Origin of the sequence: Caballeronia sp. LZ008, assembly GCF_031451435.1 — a bacterium.
Classification (GTDB): domain Bacteria; phylum Pseudomonadota; class Gammaproteobacteria; order Burkholderiales; family Burkholderiaceae; genus Caballeronia; species Caballeronia zhejiangensis.
The window spans coordinates 1,033,994-1,054,705 of the sequence record NZ_JARUXK010000003.1; the positions used below are offsets into that span (position 1 = coordinate 1,033,994).

Annotated in this window: 20 protein-coding genes and 1 pseudogene; 5 read left to right on the forward strand and 16 right to left on the reverse strand. The window is 59.8% G+C overall.

Annotation, left to right across the window (positions count from 1 at the left end):
• Positions 1 to 9: 9 nt before the first annotated feature.
• Positions 10 to 879 carry an alpha/beta fold hydrolase gene (locus QCE49_RS23685; protein WP_250457559.1) on the reverse strand — a complete coding sequence of 290 codons (870 nt, stop codon included), beginning with the start codon at positions 877 to 879 and terminating at the stop codon, positions 10 to 12.
• Between the two features lie 104 nt (positions 880 to 983).
• On the opposite strand from QCE49_RS23685, the gene QCE49_RS23690 reads away from it, so the two are divergent.
• On the forward strand, positions 984 to 1,832 hold the full coding sequence (locus QCE49_RS23690; protein WP_008348983.1) for a LysR substrate-binding domain-containing protein: 849 nt from the start codon (positions 984 to 986) through the stop codon (positions 1,830 to 1,832).
• On the opposite strand, the gene QCE49_RS23695 is transcribed toward QCE49_RS23690, so the two are convergent.
• The 3 genes from QCE49_RS23695 to QCE49_RS23705 form a co-directional block, all read right to left on the reverse strand.
• Positions 1,810 to 2,871, reverse strand: coding sequence for a phytoene/squalene synthase family protein (locus QCE49_RS23695; protein WP_250457561.1), 1,062 nt, complete (start codon positions 2,869 to 2,871; stop codon positions 1,810 to 1,812). The genes QCE49_RS23690 and QCE49_RS23695 overlap by 23 nt on opposite strands.
• Positions 2,872 to 2,963: 92 nt before the next feature.
• Positions 2,964 to 3,680: a DUF899 family protein gene (locus QCE49_RS23700; RefSeq protein ID WP_250457562.1), complete on the reverse strand. Its 717-nt coding sequence runs from the start codon at positions 3,678 to 3,680 to the stop codon at positions 2,964 to 2,966.
• Between the two features lie 27 nt (positions 3,681 to 3,707).
• Complete coding sequence (locus QCE49_RS23705; RefSeq protein ID WP_008348990.1) at positions 3,708 to 4,367, reverse strand: glutathione S-transferase family protein; 660 nt, start codon at positions 4,365 to 4,367, stop codon at positions 3,708 to 3,710.
• Between the two features lie 224 nt (positions 4,368 to 4,591).
• On the opposite strand from QCE49_RS23705, the gene QCE49_RS23710 reads away from it, so the two are divergent.
• Positions 4,592 to 5,095, forward strand: a complete 504-nt coding sequence (locus QCE49_RS23710) for a response regulator (protein ID WP_250436869.1) — start codon at positions 4,592 to 4,594, stop codon at positions 5,093 to 5,095.
• Here QCE49_RS23710 and QCE49_RS23715 read toward each other — a convergent pair.
• Positions 5,070 to 5,321, reverse strand: a complete 252-nt coding sequence (locus tag QCE49_RS23715) for a hypothetical protein (protein ID WP_250457564.1) — start codon at positions 5,319 to 5,321, stop codon at positions 5,070 to 5,072. The genes QCE49_RS23710 and QCE49_RS23715 overlap by 26 nt on opposite strands.
• A 157-nt stretch (positions 5,322 to 5,478) precedes the next feature.
• On the opposite strand from QCE49_RS23715, the gene QCE49_RS23720 reads away from it, so the two are divergent.
• The 3 genes from QCE49_RS23720 (at position 5,479) to QCE49_RS23730 (ending at position 6,048) form a co-directional block, all read left to right on the forward strand.
• Positions 5,479 to 5,724, forward strand: coding sequence for a hypothetical protein (locus QCE49_RS23720; RefSeq protein WP_250481975.1), 246 nt, complete (start codon positions 5,479 to 5,481; stop codon positions 5,722 to 5,724).
• 81 nt (positions 5,725 to 5,805) lie between these two features.
• The gene (locus QCE49_RS23725; RefSeq protein ID WP_309780325.1) at positions 5,806 to 5,967 is read left to right on the forward strand and encodes a hypothetical protein; all 162 of its coding nucleotides are present in this window, start codon (positions 5,806 to 5,808) and stop codon (positions 5,965 to 5,967) included.
• Entirely contained in the window at positions 5,968 to 6,048 is an 81-nt protein-coding gene (locus QCE49_RS23730) for a SymE family type I addiction module toxin (protein ID WP_309780386.1), read from the forward strand. It abuts the gene before it with no gap.
• A 16-nt stretch (positions 6,049 to 6,064) separates the two neighbouring features.
• Here QCE49_RS23730 and QCE49_RS23735 read toward each other — a convergent pair whose 3' ends face one another.
• The 11 genes and pseudogenes from QCE49_RS23735 to QCE49_RS23785 form a co-directional block, all read right to left on the reverse strand.
• Positions 6,065 to 6,442 (reverse strand): hypothetical protein, encoded by a 378-nt coding sequence (locus QCE49_RS23735; protein WP_250436870.1) that lies wholly within the window; start codon positions 6,440 to 6,442, stop codon positions 6,065 to 6,067.
• Between the two features lie 14 nt (positions 6,443 to 6,456).
• Positions 6,457 to 10,611 carry an RHS repeat-associated core domain-containing protein gene (locus QCE49_RS23740; RefSeq protein WP_250457570.1) on the reverse strand — a complete coding sequence of 1,385 codons (4,155 nt, stop codon included), beginning with the start codon at positions 10,609 to 10,611 and terminating at the stop codon, positions 6,457 to 6,459.
• Between the two features lie 12 nt (positions 10,612 to 10,623).
• Positions 10,624 to 11,070 carry a DcrB-related protein gene (locus tag QCE49_RS23745; protein ID WP_250457571.1) on the reverse strand — a complete coding sequence of 149 codons (447 nt, stop codon included), beginning with the start codon at positions 11,068 to 11,070 and terminating at the stop codon, positions 10,624 to 10,626.
• A 16-nt stretch (positions 11,071 to 11,086) separates the two neighbouring features.
• Positions 11,087 to 13,024 carry a type VI secretion system Vgr family protein gene (locus tag QCE49_RS23750; RefSeq protein ID WP_250457624.1) on the reverse strand — a complete coding sequence of 646 codons (1,938 nt, stop codon included), beginning with the start codon at positions 13,022 to 13,024 and terminating at the stop codon, positions 11,087 to 11,089.
• A 281-nt stretch (positions 13,025 to 13,305) separates the two neighbouring features.
• Positions 13,306 to 13,770, reverse strand: a complete 465-nt coding sequence (locus QCE49_RS23755) for a hypothetical protein (protein ID WP_250457572.1) — start codon at positions 13,768 to 13,770, stop codon at positions 13,306 to 13,308.
• A gap of 224 nt (positions 13,771 to 13,994) precedes the next feature.
• Positions 13,995 to 14,998 (reverse strand): annotated as a pseudogene (locus QCE49_RS23760) (ImpA family type VI secretion system protein).
• 81 nt (positions 14,999 to 15,079) lie between these two features.
• Positions 15,080 to 16,150 carry a type VI secretion system baseplate subunit TssG gene (tssG, locus tag QCE49_RS23765; protein ID WP_409017479.1) on the reverse strand — a complete coding sequence of 357 codons (1,071 nt, stop codon included), beginning with the start codon at positions 16,148 to 16,150 and terminating at the stop codon, positions 15,080 to 15,082.
• Positions 16,150 to 18,042, reverse strand: coding sequence for a type VI secretion system baseplate subunit TssF (tssF, locus tag QCE49_RS23770; RefSeq protein ID WP_250457574.1), 1,893 nt, complete (start codon positions 18,040 to 18,042; stop codon positions 16,150 to 16,152). Before tssF ends, tssG begins: the two co-directional genes overlap by 1 nt.
• A gap of 33 nt (positions 18,043 to 18,075) precedes the next feature.
• Positions 18,076 to 18,636, reverse strand: coding sequence for a type VI secretion system baseplate subunit TssE (gene tssE, locus QCE49_RS23775; protein WP_250457575.1), 561 nt, complete (start codon positions 18,634 to 18,636; stop codon positions 18,076 to 18,078).
• Positions 18,633 to 19,496, reverse strand: a complete 864-nt coding sequence (locus tag QCE49_RS23780; RefSeq protein ID WP_250457576.1) for a type VI secretion system accessory protein TagJ — start codon at positions 19,494 to 19,496, stop codon at positions 18,633 to 18,635. Before QCE49_RS23780 ends, tssE begins: the two co-directional genes overlap by 4 nt.
• Positions 19,486 to 20,085 carry a TagK domain-containing protein gene (locus QCE49_RS23785; RefSeq protein WP_250481976.1) on the reverse strand — a complete coding sequence of 200 codons (600 nt, stop codon included), beginning with the start codon at positions 20,083 to 20,085 and terminating at the stop codon, positions 19,486 to 19,488. Before QCE49_RS23785 ends, QCE49_RS23780 begins: the two co-directional genes overlap by 11 nt.
• Between the last annotated feature and the right edge of the window lie 627 nt (positions 20,086 to 20,712).

The following is a 20,712-nucleotide window of genomic DNA, read 5'->3' on the forward strand; positions in this document are numbered from 1 at the left end:
GCTTTCGGCTCACCATGCGCCGGCGAACGCCAGCACCGCGCGATTGAACGCGCCGGAACTCGCGACGTTCATGCCGTGCGATGCGCGCGCGATCGTCTGACGCTCCGCGAACTCGATCCACTCTTCGAGCTTCTCGACGTTGTTGCGGAACATGCGCGGGCTTTTCTCGCCGTCGATCAGCAGCGTGCGGCACTTGATGTCGCGCGCCGCTTCGCGCGTGTATGCGGGCAGCGGATCGCGGAATTGCTTCGGCAGCGTGAGCGCGTTATCCAGCGCCATGCGACGGAAGCTCTCCGTGCTCTTCTTCCAAAAGCCCGGCATGCTGACCGAATCCACGAACATTTCGAGGCCGCGGTCGAATTCGCCCTGTTCGATCAGCTCGGCCACGCGCGTGCGCAGCGCGTTGGTCGCGGGCGGCAGCGTGGCGGGCGTGGCCTGCGGCGAGGTTTGCAGCGGACCGCCCGGATCGGCGAGCGTGAGCGTCTTCACGAGCCGTGGATACTCGCGCGCCAGATGAAACGCGACGCAGCCGCCGCGCGAATGCCCGACGAGATGCACAGGCGCGAGATCGAGCGCCTCGATGAACTCCGCCATTTCCGCGACATGCGCTTCCCAGCCGAATTCGCCTTGCACGAAAGCATCGACGGCGGGCCAGTAATGCGACAGGCTCGGCGCGATCACGCGGAAATGCTTCGCGAGCGGCAAAATCTGCGCGTCCCAGTAGCGGTAATCGCACAGCGAGCCATGCACGAGAACGAGCGGCTCGCCCTCGCCGCACTCGATATACGGCACGGAAATGCCCGATTTCGTCGTGGCAAACGACGGTTCAGGCAGACCTTGCACGGCAGTGAGGACGGAGAGATCGGTTCGCGCGTTCATGAGTTAGCTCCTTGGATGCGACTATGCGCCGCGGCGAAGCAAAAGAAAAACGCATAATTTTGATAGAATCGTTCAGAATTTCTGATAGCAACCGGTCGCTCACCATGAAAGCGCTCGATCTGGACGTCCTTTCGATGATCATCGCCGTCGCGGATACCGGCAACATCAGCCGCGCGGCGGAGCTCGTGCATCGCTCGCAGTCGGCGGTCAGCATGCAGATCAAGACGCTGGAAACCGCGCTGGGCAAGGCGCTGTTCGTGCGCAAGCCGCGCAGCGTGGTGCCGACGCAGGACGGCGAAGTGCTCCTCACCTACGCGCGGCGCATGATCGCGCTGCGCGACGAGGCATGGGCGGCGGTCGTACGGCCGGACGTGACGGGACGCGTGGTGATCGGCGTGCCGGACGATTACGCGTCGTCGCTTTTTCCGCCGATCCTCAAGAAATTCTCGGCGACGTATCCGAAAGTCGAGATTCAGGTGGTCGGCCTGCCGAGCGTCGCGCTCGCGCCGATGGTGAAAGACGGCTCGGTCGATCTTGTCTGCGCGACGCGCGTGAAGGGTTTGTCGGGCGAATTTCTCCGCCACGAGCCGATGGTCTGGGCCGCCGCGCCCGGCACCGAGATCTGGAAGGAGCGGCCCTTGCCCATCGCCGTGTTTTTGCCGGGCAGCGTCGCGCGCGAAAACGCGATCCGCAGCCTGGAGCGCGCGCGCATCGGCTATCGCACGTCGTATGAAAGTCCAAGCCTGCTCGGTCTGCTGACGATGGCCGAAGCCGGTCTCGCCGTGACGCCGCTCGCGAAATGCGCGGTGCCGGCGCATTTCACGCTGCTCGGGCCGGCGCAAGGCCTGCCCGATATTGGCACGCTCGAAGTGGTTCTGGCGCGCAGCGCGGCGTCGAAACGGCCGCCGTGCGACTTTCTCGCCGAACGCATCATGGCCGAGTTGCGGCGCTGATTTCGGCTTCTATCGCCTGAACGCGGCGCGCGGTCCACGCGCGCAACATGCCGTTCGATACGACCATCGGCAACGACGCCGCCATGATCCGGTACACGCCATTGCGGCGCACCTTCGAGACCTTCTGCGGATCGAGCCACGCTTTGTTGCGCGCGAGCAGGACGAGCGTATCGAGGCCGATCATGATCGGCCAGAGACACGCGAGACGCAGACGGATCGCGCTCGCCGGAATCGCGAGCGTGTAATCGACGGCGTCTTGAAACAGCGCGAGCGACGTGCGCAGCAATTCGAAAAGCACGGGCCGCGCGCGCGCCGACGTTTCGGGCCGCAACACATTTTGCGGCGTGAGGCCATGCCGCGCGAGCATCGATTCGGGCAGATAGCATCGGCCGATGCGCAAATCCTTCGCGCAGTCGCGCAGCACGTTGGTCATCTGCAGCGCCTTGCCGAAGCGCACGCCGAGCGCGAGCATCGTGTCGGGCGCGGCTTTCAGCGTGCCGGGCATATGCGCGTACGTCATCTTCGTCCAGAATTCGCCGACGCAACCCGCGACGAGATACGTATAGCGATCCAGTTCGCCGAATTCCCGCAACGCGACGATCTCGCCCGATGTTTCGTCGGGAAACGTGCGCAGATCGAACTCCATGCCGGTGGAAAGCGTCGTGACGATGTCGCACACGGCGGCCCGGTCGTCGGCGTTCAATTGCGGCAGGATCGCGAGCGCCGCATCGAGCGATTCGAGCAGCGCGCGTTCGTCCGGCTGCGCCTGCTGCCCCGCGACCTCACCCGCGATGCGCGCGAGCGCGCCGTCGTCGGGCGCACCGTTGATTTGCGCGCGCAGCGAGAGCAGCAATTCCAGCCGACGCTGCGGCGAAATCAGCGATGTATCCGCGATCGTATCGGCGGCGCGCGCAAGCAGATACGCGAGCCCGATGGGGTCGCGCATGCCCGCCGGCAAAATGCGCAGCGTGAGATAAAACGACCGCGACACGCTCTTGAGAAGCGGGCCCAGCAGGAAGGCCCGGGGCGAATTGTTCATGACTTGGATCGGATGACTCGGCCGGAAGCGCGTTGGAAAGCGCGCCGCGGCATTGTATCCGTCCTCGTCGATTTCCTCCGGCAGCGACCGGCTCAGTCACGCGGCCCGTAATCCAGCTTCGGATACCAGTTCGTCCCGCGTCCCTCGGGCGTCATGTCGAGCACGGTCCAGAGCGGCATCAGATCGGGCGCGCCGCGCGGATCCTCGTTCGGATCGGCGGTCGAAAAATCCATCTCGCCGCTCCAGAAATGACGGATCACGCCGTCACGCCGCGTGAAGACGTTGAGCGCGGGATCGTCGCCGCCTTCCTTCGATATCGCGTGATAGTCGCGGCTGAAATTGCCGTTCGTATCGGAGAAAAGCCGCAGGTCGCGCCAGCCGCGCTCCTTCTTGAACGCGACGAGTTTCGCGAGCGGCGAACGCGCGATCACCGCGAGCGCCACGCGCTGCTCGATATCGCGCGCCTCGCCGTCCCACGCCGACAAGAGCGACGTGCACATCGGACACGGCCGCTCGCGCTGCGGCCCGAACATGTAGCTATACGTGACGAGCGTGTCCTTGTCGCCGAAGAGCCCGGCGAAATCAACCGCGCCACGCTCGCCGTCGAATCGATAATCGCCCGTCACTTCGCCGCCGGGCGGCAACGCGCGACGCATCTGCGCGACGCGCTCGATATGCCGGCGCAAGTCGATTTCCGCGGCCAGCAACGCGGTGCGCGCCCGGCGATATTCGGCGCTTTCGTTGGGAAATCTCATCGTCGCGCGCTGCGCGAGTTCATCGGCGGGAATGTAGTTCGTGGTCGTGCTCATATCCGATCTCCTTTCAGAATGGGCGATTCAGTCGCGGTCCGGCGCGCCGAGCGGAAACAGCGACCGGTAAGGCCGCGCTTCGTCGACGGCGCGCGCGAACGACGGCCGCGCGAGCAGGCGCTTGCGATACGCGATCACGTTCGAATACCGCTCCGCGATGCGATGACACCAGTCCGCATAGAACAGGAACGGCGCGGCGCCGCAATCCGCGAGGCTGAACGCGTCGCCCGCCGCCCATTCGCGCGCGGACATCTTGCGATCGAGAAACGCGTACGACGTGTCGAGCATCGCGCGGGCATCGGCGACGCCGCGCGCGTCGCGCTCGTGCGGATCGCGCATCGCGTCGAAAACGATCTTCTGCTGCGGCGTGGACACGTAGTTGTCGAAGAAACGATCCATCCAGCGCGTTTCGAGCGCGGCGCGCGGATCGTCGGGAACGAGGCGCACCGGGCCGGCGTGATACAGCCCGAGATATTCGATGATGACCGTCGATTCGATCACCGGGCTGCCGTCGTCGACGAGCACGGGAAAGCGCTTCATCGGCCAGATTTCGGCGAGTTCGGCCATCGAATGCGGCGTTTCGGGTGTCAGCGCGCGCCATTCGAACGGCGTGCCGTTCTCATACAGCGCCACCAGAACTTTCTGACAGTAAGACGAAAACGGATGTGCATAGAGTTGCAGGCTCATCGGGCTGTCTCCAGATAGTCGAGCGGATTGCGGACGCGGCGCAGCGATCGCGACATTTGCAGCGCCGGCTACTTCCACGACGAACGGCAGCGCTACGGATCGACCATGAATCGAGAAATTTTGTTGTGCGCCGCGGCGTGAACGCTGCCGATTTGCTAACGTGCGCGCTCGAAGAAATTCCAACGGACATCGTGTGCATTGTCCGTCGAGGCCGGTCTAAAAGAATGAAGCGCAAAAGCAAAATCGAGATCGTCTTTGCCGACGATCGCCCCGTCGTTTTATATGGGCTGCAAAGCTGGTTCGAGTCGAGTGACCGGTTTCGGGTGTCGGCGTGCGTCAGGAACGCCGATAAATTGCTCGCGAGGCTGAAGACGACGAGCTACGACGTAATCGTGCTGAGTTGCGGCATGGAAGGCTCGCCGGCTGACGACTTCGCGTTTTTGCGGGAGATGCGCGCGGCGTGTCCGGATACGCCGGTCGTCGTTTTCACCGACGGAACCAACGCCCACGCGCTCGCCGAGACGCAGCGCGCAGGCGCGGCGGGCCTCGTGAGTATGCGCGAGGGCGCGGGCGAGTTCGAACGCGTATGCGAGCGCGTGCTTTCCGGCGCGACAGGGATCGTCTCGGCGCGCATCGCCGCTTATCGCGACGCCGCCGTTTCTTCCGATGCCGCGCCCGACTATTGCGGCGAAAGCATGAGCGTCACGCAGTTGACCGTGCGGGTCTGACTGCGGCGACGTTATCCGCCGGTGCTTTGGCGATTTCGTGCGGATTCTTGCTCTTCGGGAATCCGACGTCTCGCCCGTCTTCGAATCCCTTTTCGTATGCGCGCTGATCGAGCGACTTGAATAGCGGCTCGATTTCGTCGACGTGCATGCGGATCAGTTCCATGAGCGGCTTGACGAGCGCGGCGCTGTCCTCGGTTTCTTTTGCATGGCTGACGACTTGCACCATTGCGCGCAGCGTTTTTGCTCGTTGAGCGCATCGAAAGCCACACTTTAGACGCGTCCGCCCGATGCGGACACTAGAGAATTCGGATTCGTGCGGGAGCGCCGCTCTTTCTTATCGACCGGGTCTTTGATGGATCGGCTTGTGCGCGTAGTGGCTTATGGTGAGACAGCAAAGCGGAAAAGAGCGCGAGCTCGATGCAGTGGTGCGGATCGCTCAAGTGCTGCAAACCAGCGTGGATTCGCTCGTCGGACTTGAGCCGCCCGCTGAACCGCGCATTCACAACCCGCGGCTGCATGAGCTTTACGAACAGATGGATTTACTTTCGGACGAGGATCAGCAAGCGCTGATCGTTTTGATGGACAGTCTCGTCAAACGCTCGCAGATGTCGAAACTTATGGCGAGATAGCAAGGCAGTAAAAGCGCGAGCCGCAAGGGCGGCAACCCATGCGGCTCGCTGACCACCACCAACTCAAGCAAGGAGTTGATCATGGCTAATGCCAATGTTAAAGCACGTCCACCTGTCACGGAACGCTTCGTGACTATTCAGCAGTCACGGCGCGAGAACCACAATACTAACTGGTGGGGCAAGCCCCATGTCAAACGCACCGAGCCGCCGCTTTATCCGTGGCTCAAACTCGCCGGGCGGTGAATCGAACACGCAGGCTTCGAAGCAGGCCAGCGCGTGAGAATTAACGTTGAACATGGGCGGCTGACCATCACTGCCGAATAACGTTCGGGTGGCCGCGTCAGCGGCCACCCGAACCAGCATCATGATCAGAACTGGCGTCTATCAGAAAAATATTCTTCAAAGTCGACTGCATTGCATCTCGATCTTCTTTATCTATTTCAATCGAAACTTTCCTACTATTATTCCAGTGAAAGCAGTCCTCTGAGTCCGGCAGGAAATACAAATCCAATGCCGAGTCATAAAGCGAGTACTTTAGATTTTTAGTTTTTTTGCCATAAATTTGATCTTGCGCTTCTACATATACAAATTTTGGCTCCTCAAACGCATCACGAGAAATAGAAATATACCGTGGCGGCTCCGAATCAACCCAGAGCGTCACTGCATAAAGCCCGTCGTCTTCGAAATCCTTGTCAATCAGAACTTTTAAAGCCTTCATCTGAAATCCCTCCGTCAGCATGCCCCGCTATTGTTCTTGAAACCCTTTCCACCGTTACGAACTTTATTAAAATCGTCTCCCGAGAATTTATAAATTTTTCCCGTGGCTTTTTCATGAATAGTGAGTTCATCAAGTCCTAAGTGCTGCGCCATATTCTTTAGGCTTCGCTTGCAGAAGGAGCAAATTTCCTTACCTTCAATAGTCAAAGTTCCTTTTCCACCGCGGAGACCTTCATCGTGCGCTTGCAACATTGCATCGATTTCTGCATGCATATCAAAGCGACTGTTATTAGGACCAGACATACCCGATAAAGTCGGACCATCGATTCGCGGAACACGCTCAGTTGGGTTCACCCCCGTAAAAACCCTTCCCGCCATTTCGAAAATGGCATCAACAGTCGCAAGCCCCCACGGATCAATCCACCCGATCGGGTTAGGCGCATACTGATACAAATTTAAGCCACCGGCCAGCCCAATCGGATCCTGACTGATGAACCGCCCCGCATGCGGATCATAGTACCGGAACAGGTTGTAATGCAGCCCGCTTTCCTCGTCACAGTACTGTCCCGGCATTCGCAACGCCTGCTCGAACGGCCCGCTTCGCGCCACGTTTGCCCGCACCGCGCCCCAGGCCGCATAACTCCCGCTCCATACCACCCGCCCTTCCGCATCCGTCACGTCGCGGGCCGTGCCCGTCGGATCCGTCTGGTAGTAAAAGACCTTCATCTTCGCCGTATCGCTCGACCGGTCCACCCGCGCCATCGGTGCATACGTCCGCTTCGGGTTGTACACATACGTGCGACTGCTTGCCTCCCCCTCCCGCTCCTGTACGAGCCGTAAGCCTTCCCACACGAACCGCGTGTGCCGCTCCGACTCTCGAGCCACGTCGAACACACGCTTTCCGATTCGGCGTCCTAACGCGTCATACTGATACCTCGCCCGCACTATGCCGTCGTCGCTCCATAGCAGATGACCCTCCGCGTCCCAGCCAAGCTGAAGGTGATTGCGTCGAACCAGTTGTCCCCACGCGTCGTACGTGTAGTCGATTCCCCGATACCGCCTCAGCAGGTTGTCCAGCAACGGCGCCATCTTGTGGGCCGACACCCCGCCTTCATCGTCCAGAAGATTGCCCGCAGCATCCCACGTGAAGCGCTCGATATCGGAAATCTCCGCACTGCGCCACAGCAAATGGCCCGCACGGTCATAGTCATAGACGGTGCGACCGCGCAACCGATCCACGCTCTCGACCAGTTCACCCCGGCTGTCGTACTGATTACGCCACCACAAGGCGCTCTCCGACTCCGTTGGCACGCCTTGCCCGGCGTGCCGAACGCTCGCTCGCTGCCAGGCTATCTGGCCCATCGGTGTGTAGTTCGTGTGCAGGGCCAAACTTCCCTGCGTGCGGACGATCTCCCTATGCAGCGCATCGCGCTCGAAGTCCGCGATCACTTCGCCATCTATCTGAATCTGATGTGCGTGCCCCGAGCCGTAGTACAGCGTTTGGACTAGCTGACCATCGGGCAGTCTCACCGCAACCGCGTTTCCCAGCATGTCGCGCTCATACTGCACTTTGCCGTTCGCACCCTGCTCGCTCAACAACTGCCCGGCCGCGTCATAGTCGAAACGCACCGTGTCGGTCACGATGTCCAGCAACTCTCCCATAGTCGTCGGCACCCGCCGTGCCTCTTGCAACTGGCCCAACAAATCGTATCGATACGCCGTGCGGCTATGTTCGCCTAGTCGCTTTATCAGCCGTCCCAATGCGTCGCGTTCGTGTATCTCGAGACGCTCAGACTGTCCCGCGCGCACGCTCACGTACTGCAAGAAGCCTGCTGCATCATAACTATGATTGCGCACACTTCCGTCCACGCGCACTTCACGGGTCAATCGCCCCAATGCATCCCAGGCGAACTCGTAGCTCGCGCCGTTGCCGTTGGTCAGCCGCTGAACACGTCCGTGCGCGTCGCGCTCGTAGCGCACGCGGTGGCCTTCCGCGTCAATGTAGGCCGTTACCCGCCCGAGCGCGTCGCGCTCCCATCGCTCGGCCTGGCCAGCAGGGCTCACATGCCTGATGAGGTCGCCGAGCGCGTTGTATTCATAGCGCTCCGTCTGCAAGTCGGCACGTGTCACCGTCTCGGGCAGACCGACCGAGTTGTAGCGCACACGCGTGACCTCACCCAGCGCGTCAGTGAGCGTGTGCAATCGTCCGTTGTCGTCGTAACCATAACGGCTCGTATTGCCCGAACAGTCGGTGCGCGAGATTAACAAGCCACGTGAGTCATGCTCAAGCACGACCGCGCCGCCGCGTGCATCAGTAATGCGCGCCAGTTGCCCGTCTTCGCCATACTCGTAGGTCGTGCGCCGCTTGAGCGGGTCTATGCTCTCTACTGCACGGTGATGCTCATCGTACCGAGTGCGCCAGCATCGACCGTCTTGCAGCGTTACCTCACGTAACTGATGCGTGCTCGCGTGATATTCGAAGCGTATGGTCTGACTCATCGGATCGGTTTCCGCGATCAGGCGCCCCAGCACGTCGTATTCGAGCCTGACCGTACGGTCGCCTGGCAGATGCAGAACATTCGGCCAACCCGACGCATCGTATTCGAACTCATACGACCGCCTATCGAAGCCCGTGTGAGACAGGATGCGTTCTTGTTCGTCGAAACGCCATTGCGCGTCGTGACCGAATACATCGGTCACTGCACTCCTGCCGGCTTCGAAATCGTAGTCGAAACGGTAATGCTCCCCGGCGCTTGTGCGATGCTCAACCACACACATTCGGCCTTGCACTGCCTCCCATCGGTATTCACACTCGAAGCCTTCGGCATTGGCCTGATACACCATCAGTCCGTTCTCATATCCGAAGCGCCGCGTCACTGTGCCGGCACTATCCGTAACCGAATCCAGGTAACCGTTCGCATCGTAACCGTAGCGGACCAGCATCCTTGGCGCACTGCCTGCAACCAATTCCACACTACTCAAACGACCGCGCACGTCGTCGTGATGCAAGCGCAAACGATAGCCACCGTGAGCCGTAATCTGCTCCAGCTCTCCCGCCCGATTCCAATCCAGAGCGATATGCTCGCCTTCCGGCCCCTCCATGAGCACAAGTCGCGCGCACTCGTCCGTGTCGAACTCTCCGAAAACGAAGTAGTGCCGTGTCAGCGTATGGACGATGTAACGGCCATCAAGCGCACGCGAGAAATAGATCTGCTCCTCGGTGTCGAACAACTGCTGTCCAGCTTCGAGCAGTGGAAAGTGAATCGGTCGACCTTGCGGACCTCGATATATCAGCTCATCATTTGTACGGTGAAGCGATGTTTCCCAATCCAGCCGCCAGCCTAGACCCAACAACCCCGGTTCACTCAATGTGCTTGAATAAAACCGGGAACAGACCGCGGGGAAGCGACCCGGAAGCGCAAAATCGACTTCCGGCAGAATGACCTTTCGTCCAGAGGTCACATCGACTGGATGCCCCACCAAGCCATTAATCGCCGGGCCAATGACATATCTCCCAACGGCTTCGCTGGCAAGGACACCGACCACCTGTCCCGCAACGAATTTTCCGGCGCACTTCAGCCCGAACGGTGTGCCTGCTTTCAGCGCCTGCCGTGCAGCGCCCGCAAGACCTCCCACTATGCCCGCAACCACGAACGCTACGTTGACTGCGGTGCGCAGACTGTCAGGAATTTCAGGGGCGATTTCAAGGTACTGTTTGCGGTCGCCGCCGAAGAAGACATTGTTCGATCCATCATCGACCGTTGCGTCGCATTCGGTGCGATCATCCTTACGCGCCGCGGCCTGGTCATTAATGAAGATATTGGTCGAGCCCTCGGCAATGCGCTTGACCGGAGGATGTTTGTCGCAGGCGACCGAGCTGAACTCCACCCGTGCGGCCTGACGATCGTTCACGTACACATTGGTGGAACCTGTTGCAATCACACCTGCCTTCGACTTGATCGATCTGCCTATGGCTTCTCCTAATGACAGAGCACCTTCGGCCGCGAGGCCAGCGACAAATCCTGCCAGCAACGCCACGCCAAAACCACATGTGAACGTCGCAAATGCAACGGCAGCGATAAGCGCAACGCCGATGATCGCGCCGACAAGAAATCCTGCGAGCGCGCTGGAGTGCGCGATCGGGTCATGCAAACGGGCAGCTTCGTACATGAACGCTCCGCCTCAATCTGATTCGGGAGCACGAAAGCTCGCCAGCCATTGGTTCCAAAGCGCATTCTGCTCAGCATCAAAACGACGGATACTTGAGCACGAAAAGATCAGCGCAACGTTGTCACCTTGCGGAAATGCGGCTTGGCGTTGATGAATGGTCTGCGTGCGGCTCTTGTAGGTCGAGGTAATTTGCTCACCGGCCGTCGCCGCGCTTCCAGCTCCCAGAACGGCAGGCGCTCTTTGATTCATAGCGTACCCATGCAGGTTCTTCGTAAGCATCGTCACTTGCCGGTCCACATAGGCCGACAGTGTTTCACCATCCAGCAAGACGTCACGTGCAATATTTAGATTTAGCGGTGAGGGTGTCGTATTCCCGTAGACAAAAATGTTGGTGCTGCGATCATGGAACCCGCCCGGGAGTTCAATGCTGCCTTCTTCGAAGTGATAGCGCTTGTTCATTTTCAAGTCTTTGCATTTAATCTTTATTCAGGTCGATGCGCTCACCCTTCATCAAAAAGGCGCCCGAAGCTGTCTCTTCGATCTGAATCCCTTCGATCTGGATTAAACCGTTCTGGAACATCGTGATCTTTGAGTCGCCGCACTCAAACGTAATTTGTTGCGTCGCCTTGATGGTATAAGTGCCGGCCGCCGGCGAAGGACCGTCTGGCGGAATCAGCGCCCCAACCGAGCGGATGAAGCCACCACCCACACCAGCACTTTCGTTACCGGCGGTGCTGAGACCGTGGTTACCGCCTATGGATTGGGTACGATGATTGGCAATCTCTACCTTTTCGTCGCGACCCACACTGCGCGCCCGGTCTCGACCAACCGTATGCAACTCGTCGTTCTTGACTTGAGCGTGCATGTCACGCTCGGCGTGAAGCCATACTTGTTCACCCCCTTGCTTATCTTCGAAGCGAAGGGCATTGGCGTTGCCCACACCGCCTTTCATCGATCGCGAAATCATGCCGCTTTGCGTTGCTCCACCCGGCAAATCCCACGGTGGCATCGACTCTGCGTTGTATAAGCGGCCCACAACAATAGGTCGATCCGGATCGCCGTTCTCAAAATCGACGATCACTTCGCTGCCGATTCGTGGAATGTTCACTCCGCCGACCCCTCCGCCCGCCCACGGATAAGACACGCGCACCCAACAAGACGAACCTTGATCTTTCACGCCCGAGCGATCCCAATGGAAGCTGAGCTTCACCCGCCCGTACTGGTCCGTCCAGATTTCCTGGCCAGGAGGCCCCGTCACGATGGCCGTCTGCGGTCCGCTAGTGCGCGGCTTTCGAAACGACTCGCGCGATGGTCGATACACCGTCGTCGCCGGCTGCACGAAAAAGGTCGATGCGAATCGGTATGTTCCTGAACCGCTCGCCTGCTCTGCTTCGGACGCGCTGATCGCAGAAGCAAGCACGAGATACTCCTGGTTGGCCGATTCGTGCGGGTAACCTGTCAAGTGAAAGGTCGTGCCACACACGATATCGCGCACATTGCCTGCGCCCCTGGCCCGCTCACCTTGCGCTCTTAGTTCTTCCATGCGAAGCCGTGCGAACTGCTCGCCGTGTGCCGGATCGGTGAAGTCGCCCGGCCATTCATAGCGTTCGAGATCGTTGTGCGCCGTTTCGAGCGGCAGCTCGTTCTGCGCGATCAGCGCCGCACTCGGCTTCTTGAAATCGAAATCGTTGGTAGTCCATCGGCCAGAGTGAAGGCTTCCATCGACATCGAAATAGTCGATGTGCTCTTCGTCGATCTTGTGTCCCGGCGGATAGTACGAAAGCGTCTGATACGCCGCGCTCTCGACCGGCTTGTGCGCGCCGAGCTGATCCACCAGAATCATTCGATGGAAGCCGCCGCTATGTTCGAAGAACCAGTAGATGCCGTGTTCGGCCATCAATCGCTGAATGAAGTGGTAGTCGGTCTCGCCGTACTGAACCTGATAATCCAACACCGGATACTGCTCGGAAAGACGCGTCTCATAGGAGTACATGTACTTGTCCAGCACGTCCTCGACGATCTCGACAACCGTCTTGCCCTGGAAGATCTTGAAATCCGATGCCTCTTCGGCAAGCGATAGCCACGGCATCAGCAGCAGTCGATAGTGACTCTGACGGTTGGTCTGCCCTATGTAATGCGCCTTCGTCACGATGCCGCTGATCTCGCGCACGCCCGAACCGATGTTGATCGCACTCGCCGCGCCAATCGCACCGGGCGCAAAACTTCCCTTACCCTCAAGTTCGATGCTGACGGTCAGTTCCTTGCCGATCATCGACTTCAGATCGAGGTTGGCGGCAGCCGACTCCGGCATGATGGAATCGGGTGGCGTGCAGCATTCGAGCGTGTACGTGTAGATCTTCGAAAGCGACTCCCCGCCATCGATGGATCGCAAGATCAAGGCAGGCTCGCCCATCGGCCCTGTGGGCAACGCCGCGCCGCTGATCGTGACAGTGCGGGTTCCGGCGGCGCCGCTTGCCGCGCTACGAGCACTGAGCAAGTCGGCATGATCGACGGCGCGATTTACCGCGCCTTGCTTCGCATGGAACGCTTCGTGGATCAATGGACGTTTAGCAACATTTCGAAATTCAGGCACGATCAAGCTTCCTCTGTTCGTTTCGATCATCGAGTGGCTTGCGATCGTCGGAATCCGACGAGACACGGCAAACCTGCCCCGCGTGACGCGTGATGCCGCGCCTAGTTCAGATAACCCAGGACAACGCCAAGCCCGTCGCTCGGCAGCGCCGGATTTATTCCGTCGATCAGCATCAACGCGCGCGCCTGCGCAATGGCACGCTCCGCTTGCGAGAATGTGGAGGCCGCCGATAGCCCCAGCATCAACTCGGCGGAATGTATGCCCAGCAGCAACACGGTGCGGCGTTGACCGACGAGCACTTCACTGTCGGGCCCTGGATGCACAAGCACAGCCGCGCCCCGCAGATCAGACTGGTTCAGTTCCAATCCCATGAATGCGTTCGTCATGAAGATCGTTCCGGTTTCAACTCCGGCTAATGCCGTACCCTCCGATTCGGGCCGGAACTGGCTCGAATCCGGCAATCGCATCTTGGGCAGATTGAGTCGACGCACATCTGTGCGCGACGAAAGACCCATTGATGTGCGGCCAAAATAGAATGATTGCGGCTGATTCAGCGGGTCTAACAACGTGAGCGCTCCGCCTGTCATCAAAGCAATGTCTACACGAGAGCCACTCTGAGCACTCGGTGTCACCGTCCATCTGCTTGGTCTGAGAAGTGCCATGTCTACACCCAATAAATCGAGCCATGTTCCCGATCTGTACACGGAGCTGCCTTGCTCTCGACGACAAACTCTTTATACATCGCAGTGCTTACTACTGTAAGGCGATAAATCCCAATACGGAACACGCGCTATGCGTCGTTTTCCCACTCTGCGAGCAGTTCGACTGGAATCGCCCGCACGACCTCCGCGTAGCTTTTCCCCACGAACGCCTCCGCGCGCTTCAAAAGAACCGGAATCGGGCTGCTCGGCTCGTAAAGCTCGAACCAACGACGCGCTGCCCGAATCGATTGCAGAGCGTCCTCACGGTTGGCATGCGACGTGGGCGCGACGCTTCGAGAAACGTTCGATGACATCTCGGCTTCAGGTTCTCGTATCGCTTCATCCTCAACTTCGTTGCTCGGCGCGTCGATGATCGGGCCAATCGCATCCGCGTTGTGGATCGCCTCGACGCGCAACGGAGCCTCGCCCGCGACGTGTCCGAGCAAGCGCGTGATCGCCGATAAATCCGCCACGAACGTGCCAAGGTGCTCGCGATTCCATTTGTCGATCGCGCCAAGCTTATCGATGGCCACGACGAAATGCGCGATCAGATCCGGCTGTTGCGCACGCAAGTCGTGAAGTTGTCGTGACACGGATTCAACCGACAGCGCGTCGACTGGCCGAGGCATCGCAAAAGCGCGCTCTACATCACGCACCTTGAGGGGCGCGACCGACGAGCGAGCAAGTGCGATATTCCGCACGTCCGCCATGAGTCCGTCAACCCTTGCAGTGCGTTCATGCGAATTTCCATCGCGACGTCGAGATCTTCGTCGACACCCGGATAAGGGTGAAGCGTCTGCGCAAAGGACTCCAACCACGCAGCGAGCAGACCAAGCCCTTCCGCCAGGCCCGCGGCCGCCGCCAAATTCGTGCGACAGCGCGTGAAGAGCACCGCCAGACGAATGTCTTTGGTGCGCGCCATAAGCCGCCGACAATCGCGCTCCACATCGCTCCAATTGATCGGTTCGGGCGTACCGACGAAATCGCCATACTGGGCATCCATTCTCGCCGCGACCTGAGCGAAGAGGAGGATGAACTCCGGATCGTATTCAAGATCGGGGCCACACGGGGAATCGGCACTGATCGGAGCCATCCAGTTCTGCGCGGAAACTGTCTCGCCAACCGTATTTCGCTTCTTGCTCATGCCTGACCGTCCATAGTTGCTTGCGCCGCCTTACGCCGCCTTCGTCGGCGGGTTGGCGCGTGCCTCACGCTCGACATACTGCTCAGGATCGAACCGCATGCCCGTGATCGCCTTGCCGTCCGGAGAATTTCCGAGCCATCCCGACCATCCGAGTTGCTGATCCCCGCCGATGATGGCCGCCGTGGCGCTGTCAGCGCGAATGCGAAGTTCGAGTTCCCATTGAAACTCGTATCCGACAAAGCTGCGTACCCAGTCGACAAGTTCCGGGAGCGCCGCGCCCCGCGGTGTGAAGCGCATATACTCGTCGAGCCCGACCGGGCCGATGACTATCCGAAAACGGTATTGGCGATCCGGCGCCTGTTCGCCGAGCATGGCGCCATCACCCATGATCGATGCCTCGGTCGGTGCGCCGAGGCGCGTCTGATCTTCATGCGCCACTGCGACCCAATGAAACACGTACTCTGCGACGCTCACCGGCACGCCGAAATAATGTTCGAGCGTCATGCGCAGCGCGTCGGGATCGCGCGCTTCGCGCAATACGTTCGGCGATGCGGCAAGCTGAGCGTGCGCAGGCAGCGCGCGTTGTGCAAGTTCGTCCGGGTCTTGCCCCGTGAGACTGGCGATATAAAACGAAAACGTTTCGTCATCGCATCGGTCCAAGCCCGTCACCGCCTGCGCCTTCGCCCACGCCCGATAGAGGAGCGCCAAATAGCGATGATGAAAAATGTCGAGAAAACGACTCAAGGTGGGGTCGCGCCGGTTCTGCTCCCGCTCTCTCGCGATTTCGGTGATATGAAGCGGCAACGGCCCGTTCGGCCCGAGCATGCCTAGTCCGAAGAACCGCACATGCAGTCGTCCGTCCAGCTCGTCGACGCTGGCAATCTCGCGGGGCGCAAAGGCGAGACTCGGCTGCTGCCCGAGTCGAAACGGTTCAGCGGAGGGGCGCGCTGCCGTGCCAATCGCGTCGATTTTCGGATTCGCTCCGATACGTCGCATCAGCGACAGAAAGCCATAGCGCCAAGGCTCGTCTTGAAGGCGCTCGCTCATTTCCTGGGACAGCCCGGAATGATGCAGTGTTTCGCGAAACCCGGCCTTTTCCATCATGCCACCCCACGCGTGCCCATGTGCACGGGCCACCGCATGATGCGCCCGCGCTGCATCGAGCGCAATTCGGTTTGCGTGAACGAGTTCATCGAAACATGCCGCGCAAGATAGTGTTTGAGTACCAGCCCGAAGAGATAGGGGCTGGTGCCCGAAAAGCCCGTTTCATCGACGGTCAGCAGGCATTCGATGCCGCGTCCAAACACCAGCGGACCGCTGCCCGGCAACTTGCGCGTCACGGCAGTGGTCTTGACGCCAACGAGACTTTCCACCTGCCGTTCGAGTTCAGTGTCATCGGAGCCAAGGAAGAGCCGCAACATGTCGCGCAATCCCTGGCCGCCTGGCCGATGATCGAGCTCTTCGAACGGCAGATAATTGAAGCTCAGTTGCCTGATCAGGCGCCATGCAGTCTCGCCTTCCGCATAGGGCGGTCGCGGCGCGCTCGGCGGCCGGATGAATGCGGCGCTCTCGATGGGGACGTCGCGGTCGGGCTTCCCGAAGTCGTTCAACCCATTGCGAGGCACGAGCAGCGGCAGATCGCGATTGGTCAGCCACGCCGTGGCGGAGAGGTAGCGCATGCCTTCCCGATATGGCGCCTCGCGCTGATCGACGAGCGAGATAAATGTCTCTGTGCCGATATATGGCGTGCGCGTTCCGTAGCGCCGCCCGGAGTCGGACAACAAGCGCCGCTCGCGGCGCACCGAAAAATACCGCCCGTGATTGCCTTCGTCGTCGTTGAGCGTCTGATAAAGCGGACGAAAGTCGAGTGGAAGCGAGTCCCTCCTTTCGCGCGCCCTGACGCTATTCACCGAGAACACCTCGTAGTCGAGCGGCTGTTGCCGCTTGGGCACGAGATGAAATTCGGTGGCTCCGTCCGTCAGTTCGATACGATCCAGACTCTGTTCGAACAGATTGATCGCCGGCGTGCAAAAAAGCGCGAATCGTGAGGCATCGACGACACTTGCCAGCCTGTCCGGTGAGCGGTCGAGTAGCACAACGATCTCAGCCTCTTCGCCAGTTGCCTTCCTGAGCCCCACTCCAAGCCCTGTGAGCGTGAAAAAGTAGAACCGGCTGGGACAAGCGAAATACTCATGCAAGAGATTGTGTCCGTGAAACTTGGACCACACGAGCGGCAGCAGCCCTTGTTCGGGTTCGAGCCCTTCATGCACGACAGCCTTCGAACTCGTCGCGGCGAATGGCCGATGGGGCGCACTGAACCCGTCCGGTTCGCCAACGATCGAGGCGATGCCCGCCGCGTGCAGCAGCTCGAACAGATTCGAGGCTACTTGCTCGTCACCTGCCAGATACACCGGCAGCCGATCAAGTCCGGCGAGCGACGCAATCTTGCTCTTGTTGGTCGTCCGAATTCGAAGCCGTAATGCGCCGCGCACCTGCGCATGAGCGGGAACGTAGCGCTCCAGCCCAGGTATGTCCGGTGGCACACCCGTGAGCCGCGCACCGACAATCTCCAACGGATACAGCACGACGTCCTGACTCGTGCGAAACGTGCAAAACGTCCGCTCGCCGGCAGGGGTATGCGTTTTCAGCGACAAGCCGCGCTGCACACGAAAACCCTCGTTCAGGTCTCCTTTGGTTCGCGCAGGGAAGAGCCGCACCACAGCCATCGACGGCGTCGGCGATACATAATTCGGGTACGTTACCTCCAGCAGACGCTGCGTAAAGCGCGGAAACTCTGCATCGAGTTTGATCCTCATGCGCGCGGCCATCATGCAGAAGGATTCGATGAGCCGTTCAACGTACGGATCGGTCATTTCGTCTGCCTGCAGGCCGAGCCGTCGCGCGATCTTTGGATGCGCCTGTGCAAACTCGCCCGCGCTTTCACGCAAATAGACCAGTTCCTGGTTGTAATACTCGAGTAATCGGGGGTCCATGCGGGCGTTGCCTGTCAGCAGATAGAAGCGGGTTCAGGCACGATCCGCCGTGGCGAAAAGGCGGCTTGTTTCAAGGTCGAGCCTGCTTTGCACCATGAATTCCAACGGATACGGGTCCATACGGATCATGCCGCGAATCTCGAATGCCACCTGGTTATGCCGTCCTTGGCGATCATTGTCGCTGCATGGCACTACCTGCAGGGCATCCGGAATCAGGCGTGGCTCAAAGGCGAGAATGGCGTCCTTGATCAGCCGCTCGATATCGGCCCACTTGCGCGATGACATGAACGCGCCAGCTAGCGGCGGGACACCAAAGTTCACCGTCGATGCGGCCACAAGCGGATAGCGCCGCACATCGATCTGATTGCCGAGATTGGTGGTATTCAACAGATAGGCCAGATCGCGCTGGACGATGTCGCGCAACTGCGAACGCGTGACAGCGTATTCGCCCGGCGCCTCAGTGCGCCGATGCGGAGCGTCGTCTCGAAGGCGATCGAGCAGCGTAGGCAGGAAATGACTGTCAGCGCGACGTGGCGAACGCAACGCATGAGAGTCAACTGTCACGATGCCTTTCTGTCGCGTCTGCGTACTCATGTGATTTGCGCTCCGGTCGATGAATCTCGACTCGCGCCCTGATGGTCGAAGGTGCACTCCCTCAGCTCGAACAAGCCGACGTCGCCCGCGCTGGTCAGCCACGTCTTGCCGCCTGAGGCCATCACGCCCGTGCGTCCACCCTCTTGCCAACGTGTTTCGCGCCCTAGCAGCAACGTGTCCCGCGCTTCCCGTTCCGGCGCAAGCACTGGATAGCGCGCCGGCATGAAGCCATGCAGCACGGCGCCATCGCGCAATTTCAATGTGCAAGGTGCCCACACGAGATCGGCCAGCGACCCAGGCTGGCCGATATGCCACGCGGCGATGTCGTCGAGTGCGAGCCAACGGTAGCGGCCTGCCGCAAAGAATTCGCACACCGGGCCCAGGCGTGTGTCGCTATCGGAGATCCAGGCGAACGAGTGCGCCGCGCCCGCCCCTGCCACAAGCGGTGCCAGATTCAGCGCCTTCTCACGCGCGTCGTCCGCGGCTTGCATCTCTCCTTGCGCGAACAAGCCCAAAGCCGCAAGCAGGCCGCGCATCCAATCGGGTACATCGTCGAAGACGTAGTCCGGCTCCAGAAATCCGGACAGGACCTTTTCACGCGCACGTTCGGCACGCACCAGATCCCGATACGTGTGTGCATGGTTCGTCTGGGAGCTATCGAGTTGCGCGTAGGTCTGCAGTTGCTGCATCGCGCGCTCCCACTCACCAATGACGCACAGGTACTGGAACAACGCCCAGCGATTTGCAGCGACGCCCGGTTTCGCGCGCACGCGCGCTTCGATCTCGCCCATCTGTTCGCTTAGCGGCGCGCGAGCGAGCGGTGCGGGCGAAGCAATGTCGCTCTTCTGTTCAATCTTCATGTTCGATTCCATCGAGATGAAGCGAGCCGGCGTTGAATTCAGGCAACGGACTATCTATCGCAAGTGTGTGATGTTCGCGGCGTGCAAGCGCAGGCGGCACAAAGCGCCGGCGCAAAGCGTCATCGAGTTGATATTCCGGGGGCGCGAAGAGCGCGAGAATTTCCGGCGCCGCGGCCATGTTCATGTCTTCCCTGCCGAGTTCGTCGCCCGGGCCAAGCGGGCCGATCGCCTCCTCGAGCCGTTGCGGTTCGGCAAACAGGCCGCTGATTGACATATCAGCCCGCGCGACCGCATCGTCATGAGACATGGCTGGCGTCGCAACGGGTGGCGCTGTTACCAGCGAACTCTCCCATGAACCGGACACCATGAAGTAAGAAGAACCAAGCGCCGCGCAGTAATGTGCATGCAACGTCTGAACGAGTTCGTCGCTCTCAGGATGCAAGGACGACGAAGCAGGGGCGCGCGCAAACGCCGGAGCAGACGTGTGACCTGGCACGTTCGCGTCTTCGTCGAATAACGCGAGCAGAGCATCGGTCGCGTGAACGTGCGACGACGTCAGTGCGTCACTCACAAGCTGCGAGGCGGACATGCCCAGGGCGGAGGCGGTAGGTGATGCTCTTCCATGAACTCCTGGCTCCATGCGCCGCGCAAGATTTGGCGCTTCGGTGCGCCCGAAAAATAAAGGCAGTCGCATTACTCGTCTCGCACATTGATTAACTCTGCAAAAACCCGGATGGACGCCGCAGTTATTCAACTGACATCCGCCCAATTAACGCACAGCCATCAGACGAATGTCCAGAATCAAATAACTGATTTTAATCATTGATATTTATCAGACGCATAAAAGAGTAAAATTTTATAATAAATTCAAGGGTTGATTCGCGATTTTCTAGGAAATATCTAGTTCCCTTCGTCATTTTCGCCGATTTTATTGAAAGTGCACGGAACCAGCCAGATTCCATAAAGACCGCCTACACAACCCCGCATTTTCAATGACTTACACACGCCGCCCGTCTCGCGATTACGCAATACGCTGCTATTCGCCAGTAAATATTCAGAATCGGCATTGAACTGGTCAACAATTGACAGCAGCGCTTGCAACGCCGACGATTAGACGCGCAATTCAAAAGCCGCCGGTTATTTCTTCCCGTAGAAATCAAAGAGGAAGAACAGCGCGAAATAGTATTCGCCGGCTTCGATTCATGCCGATTACACG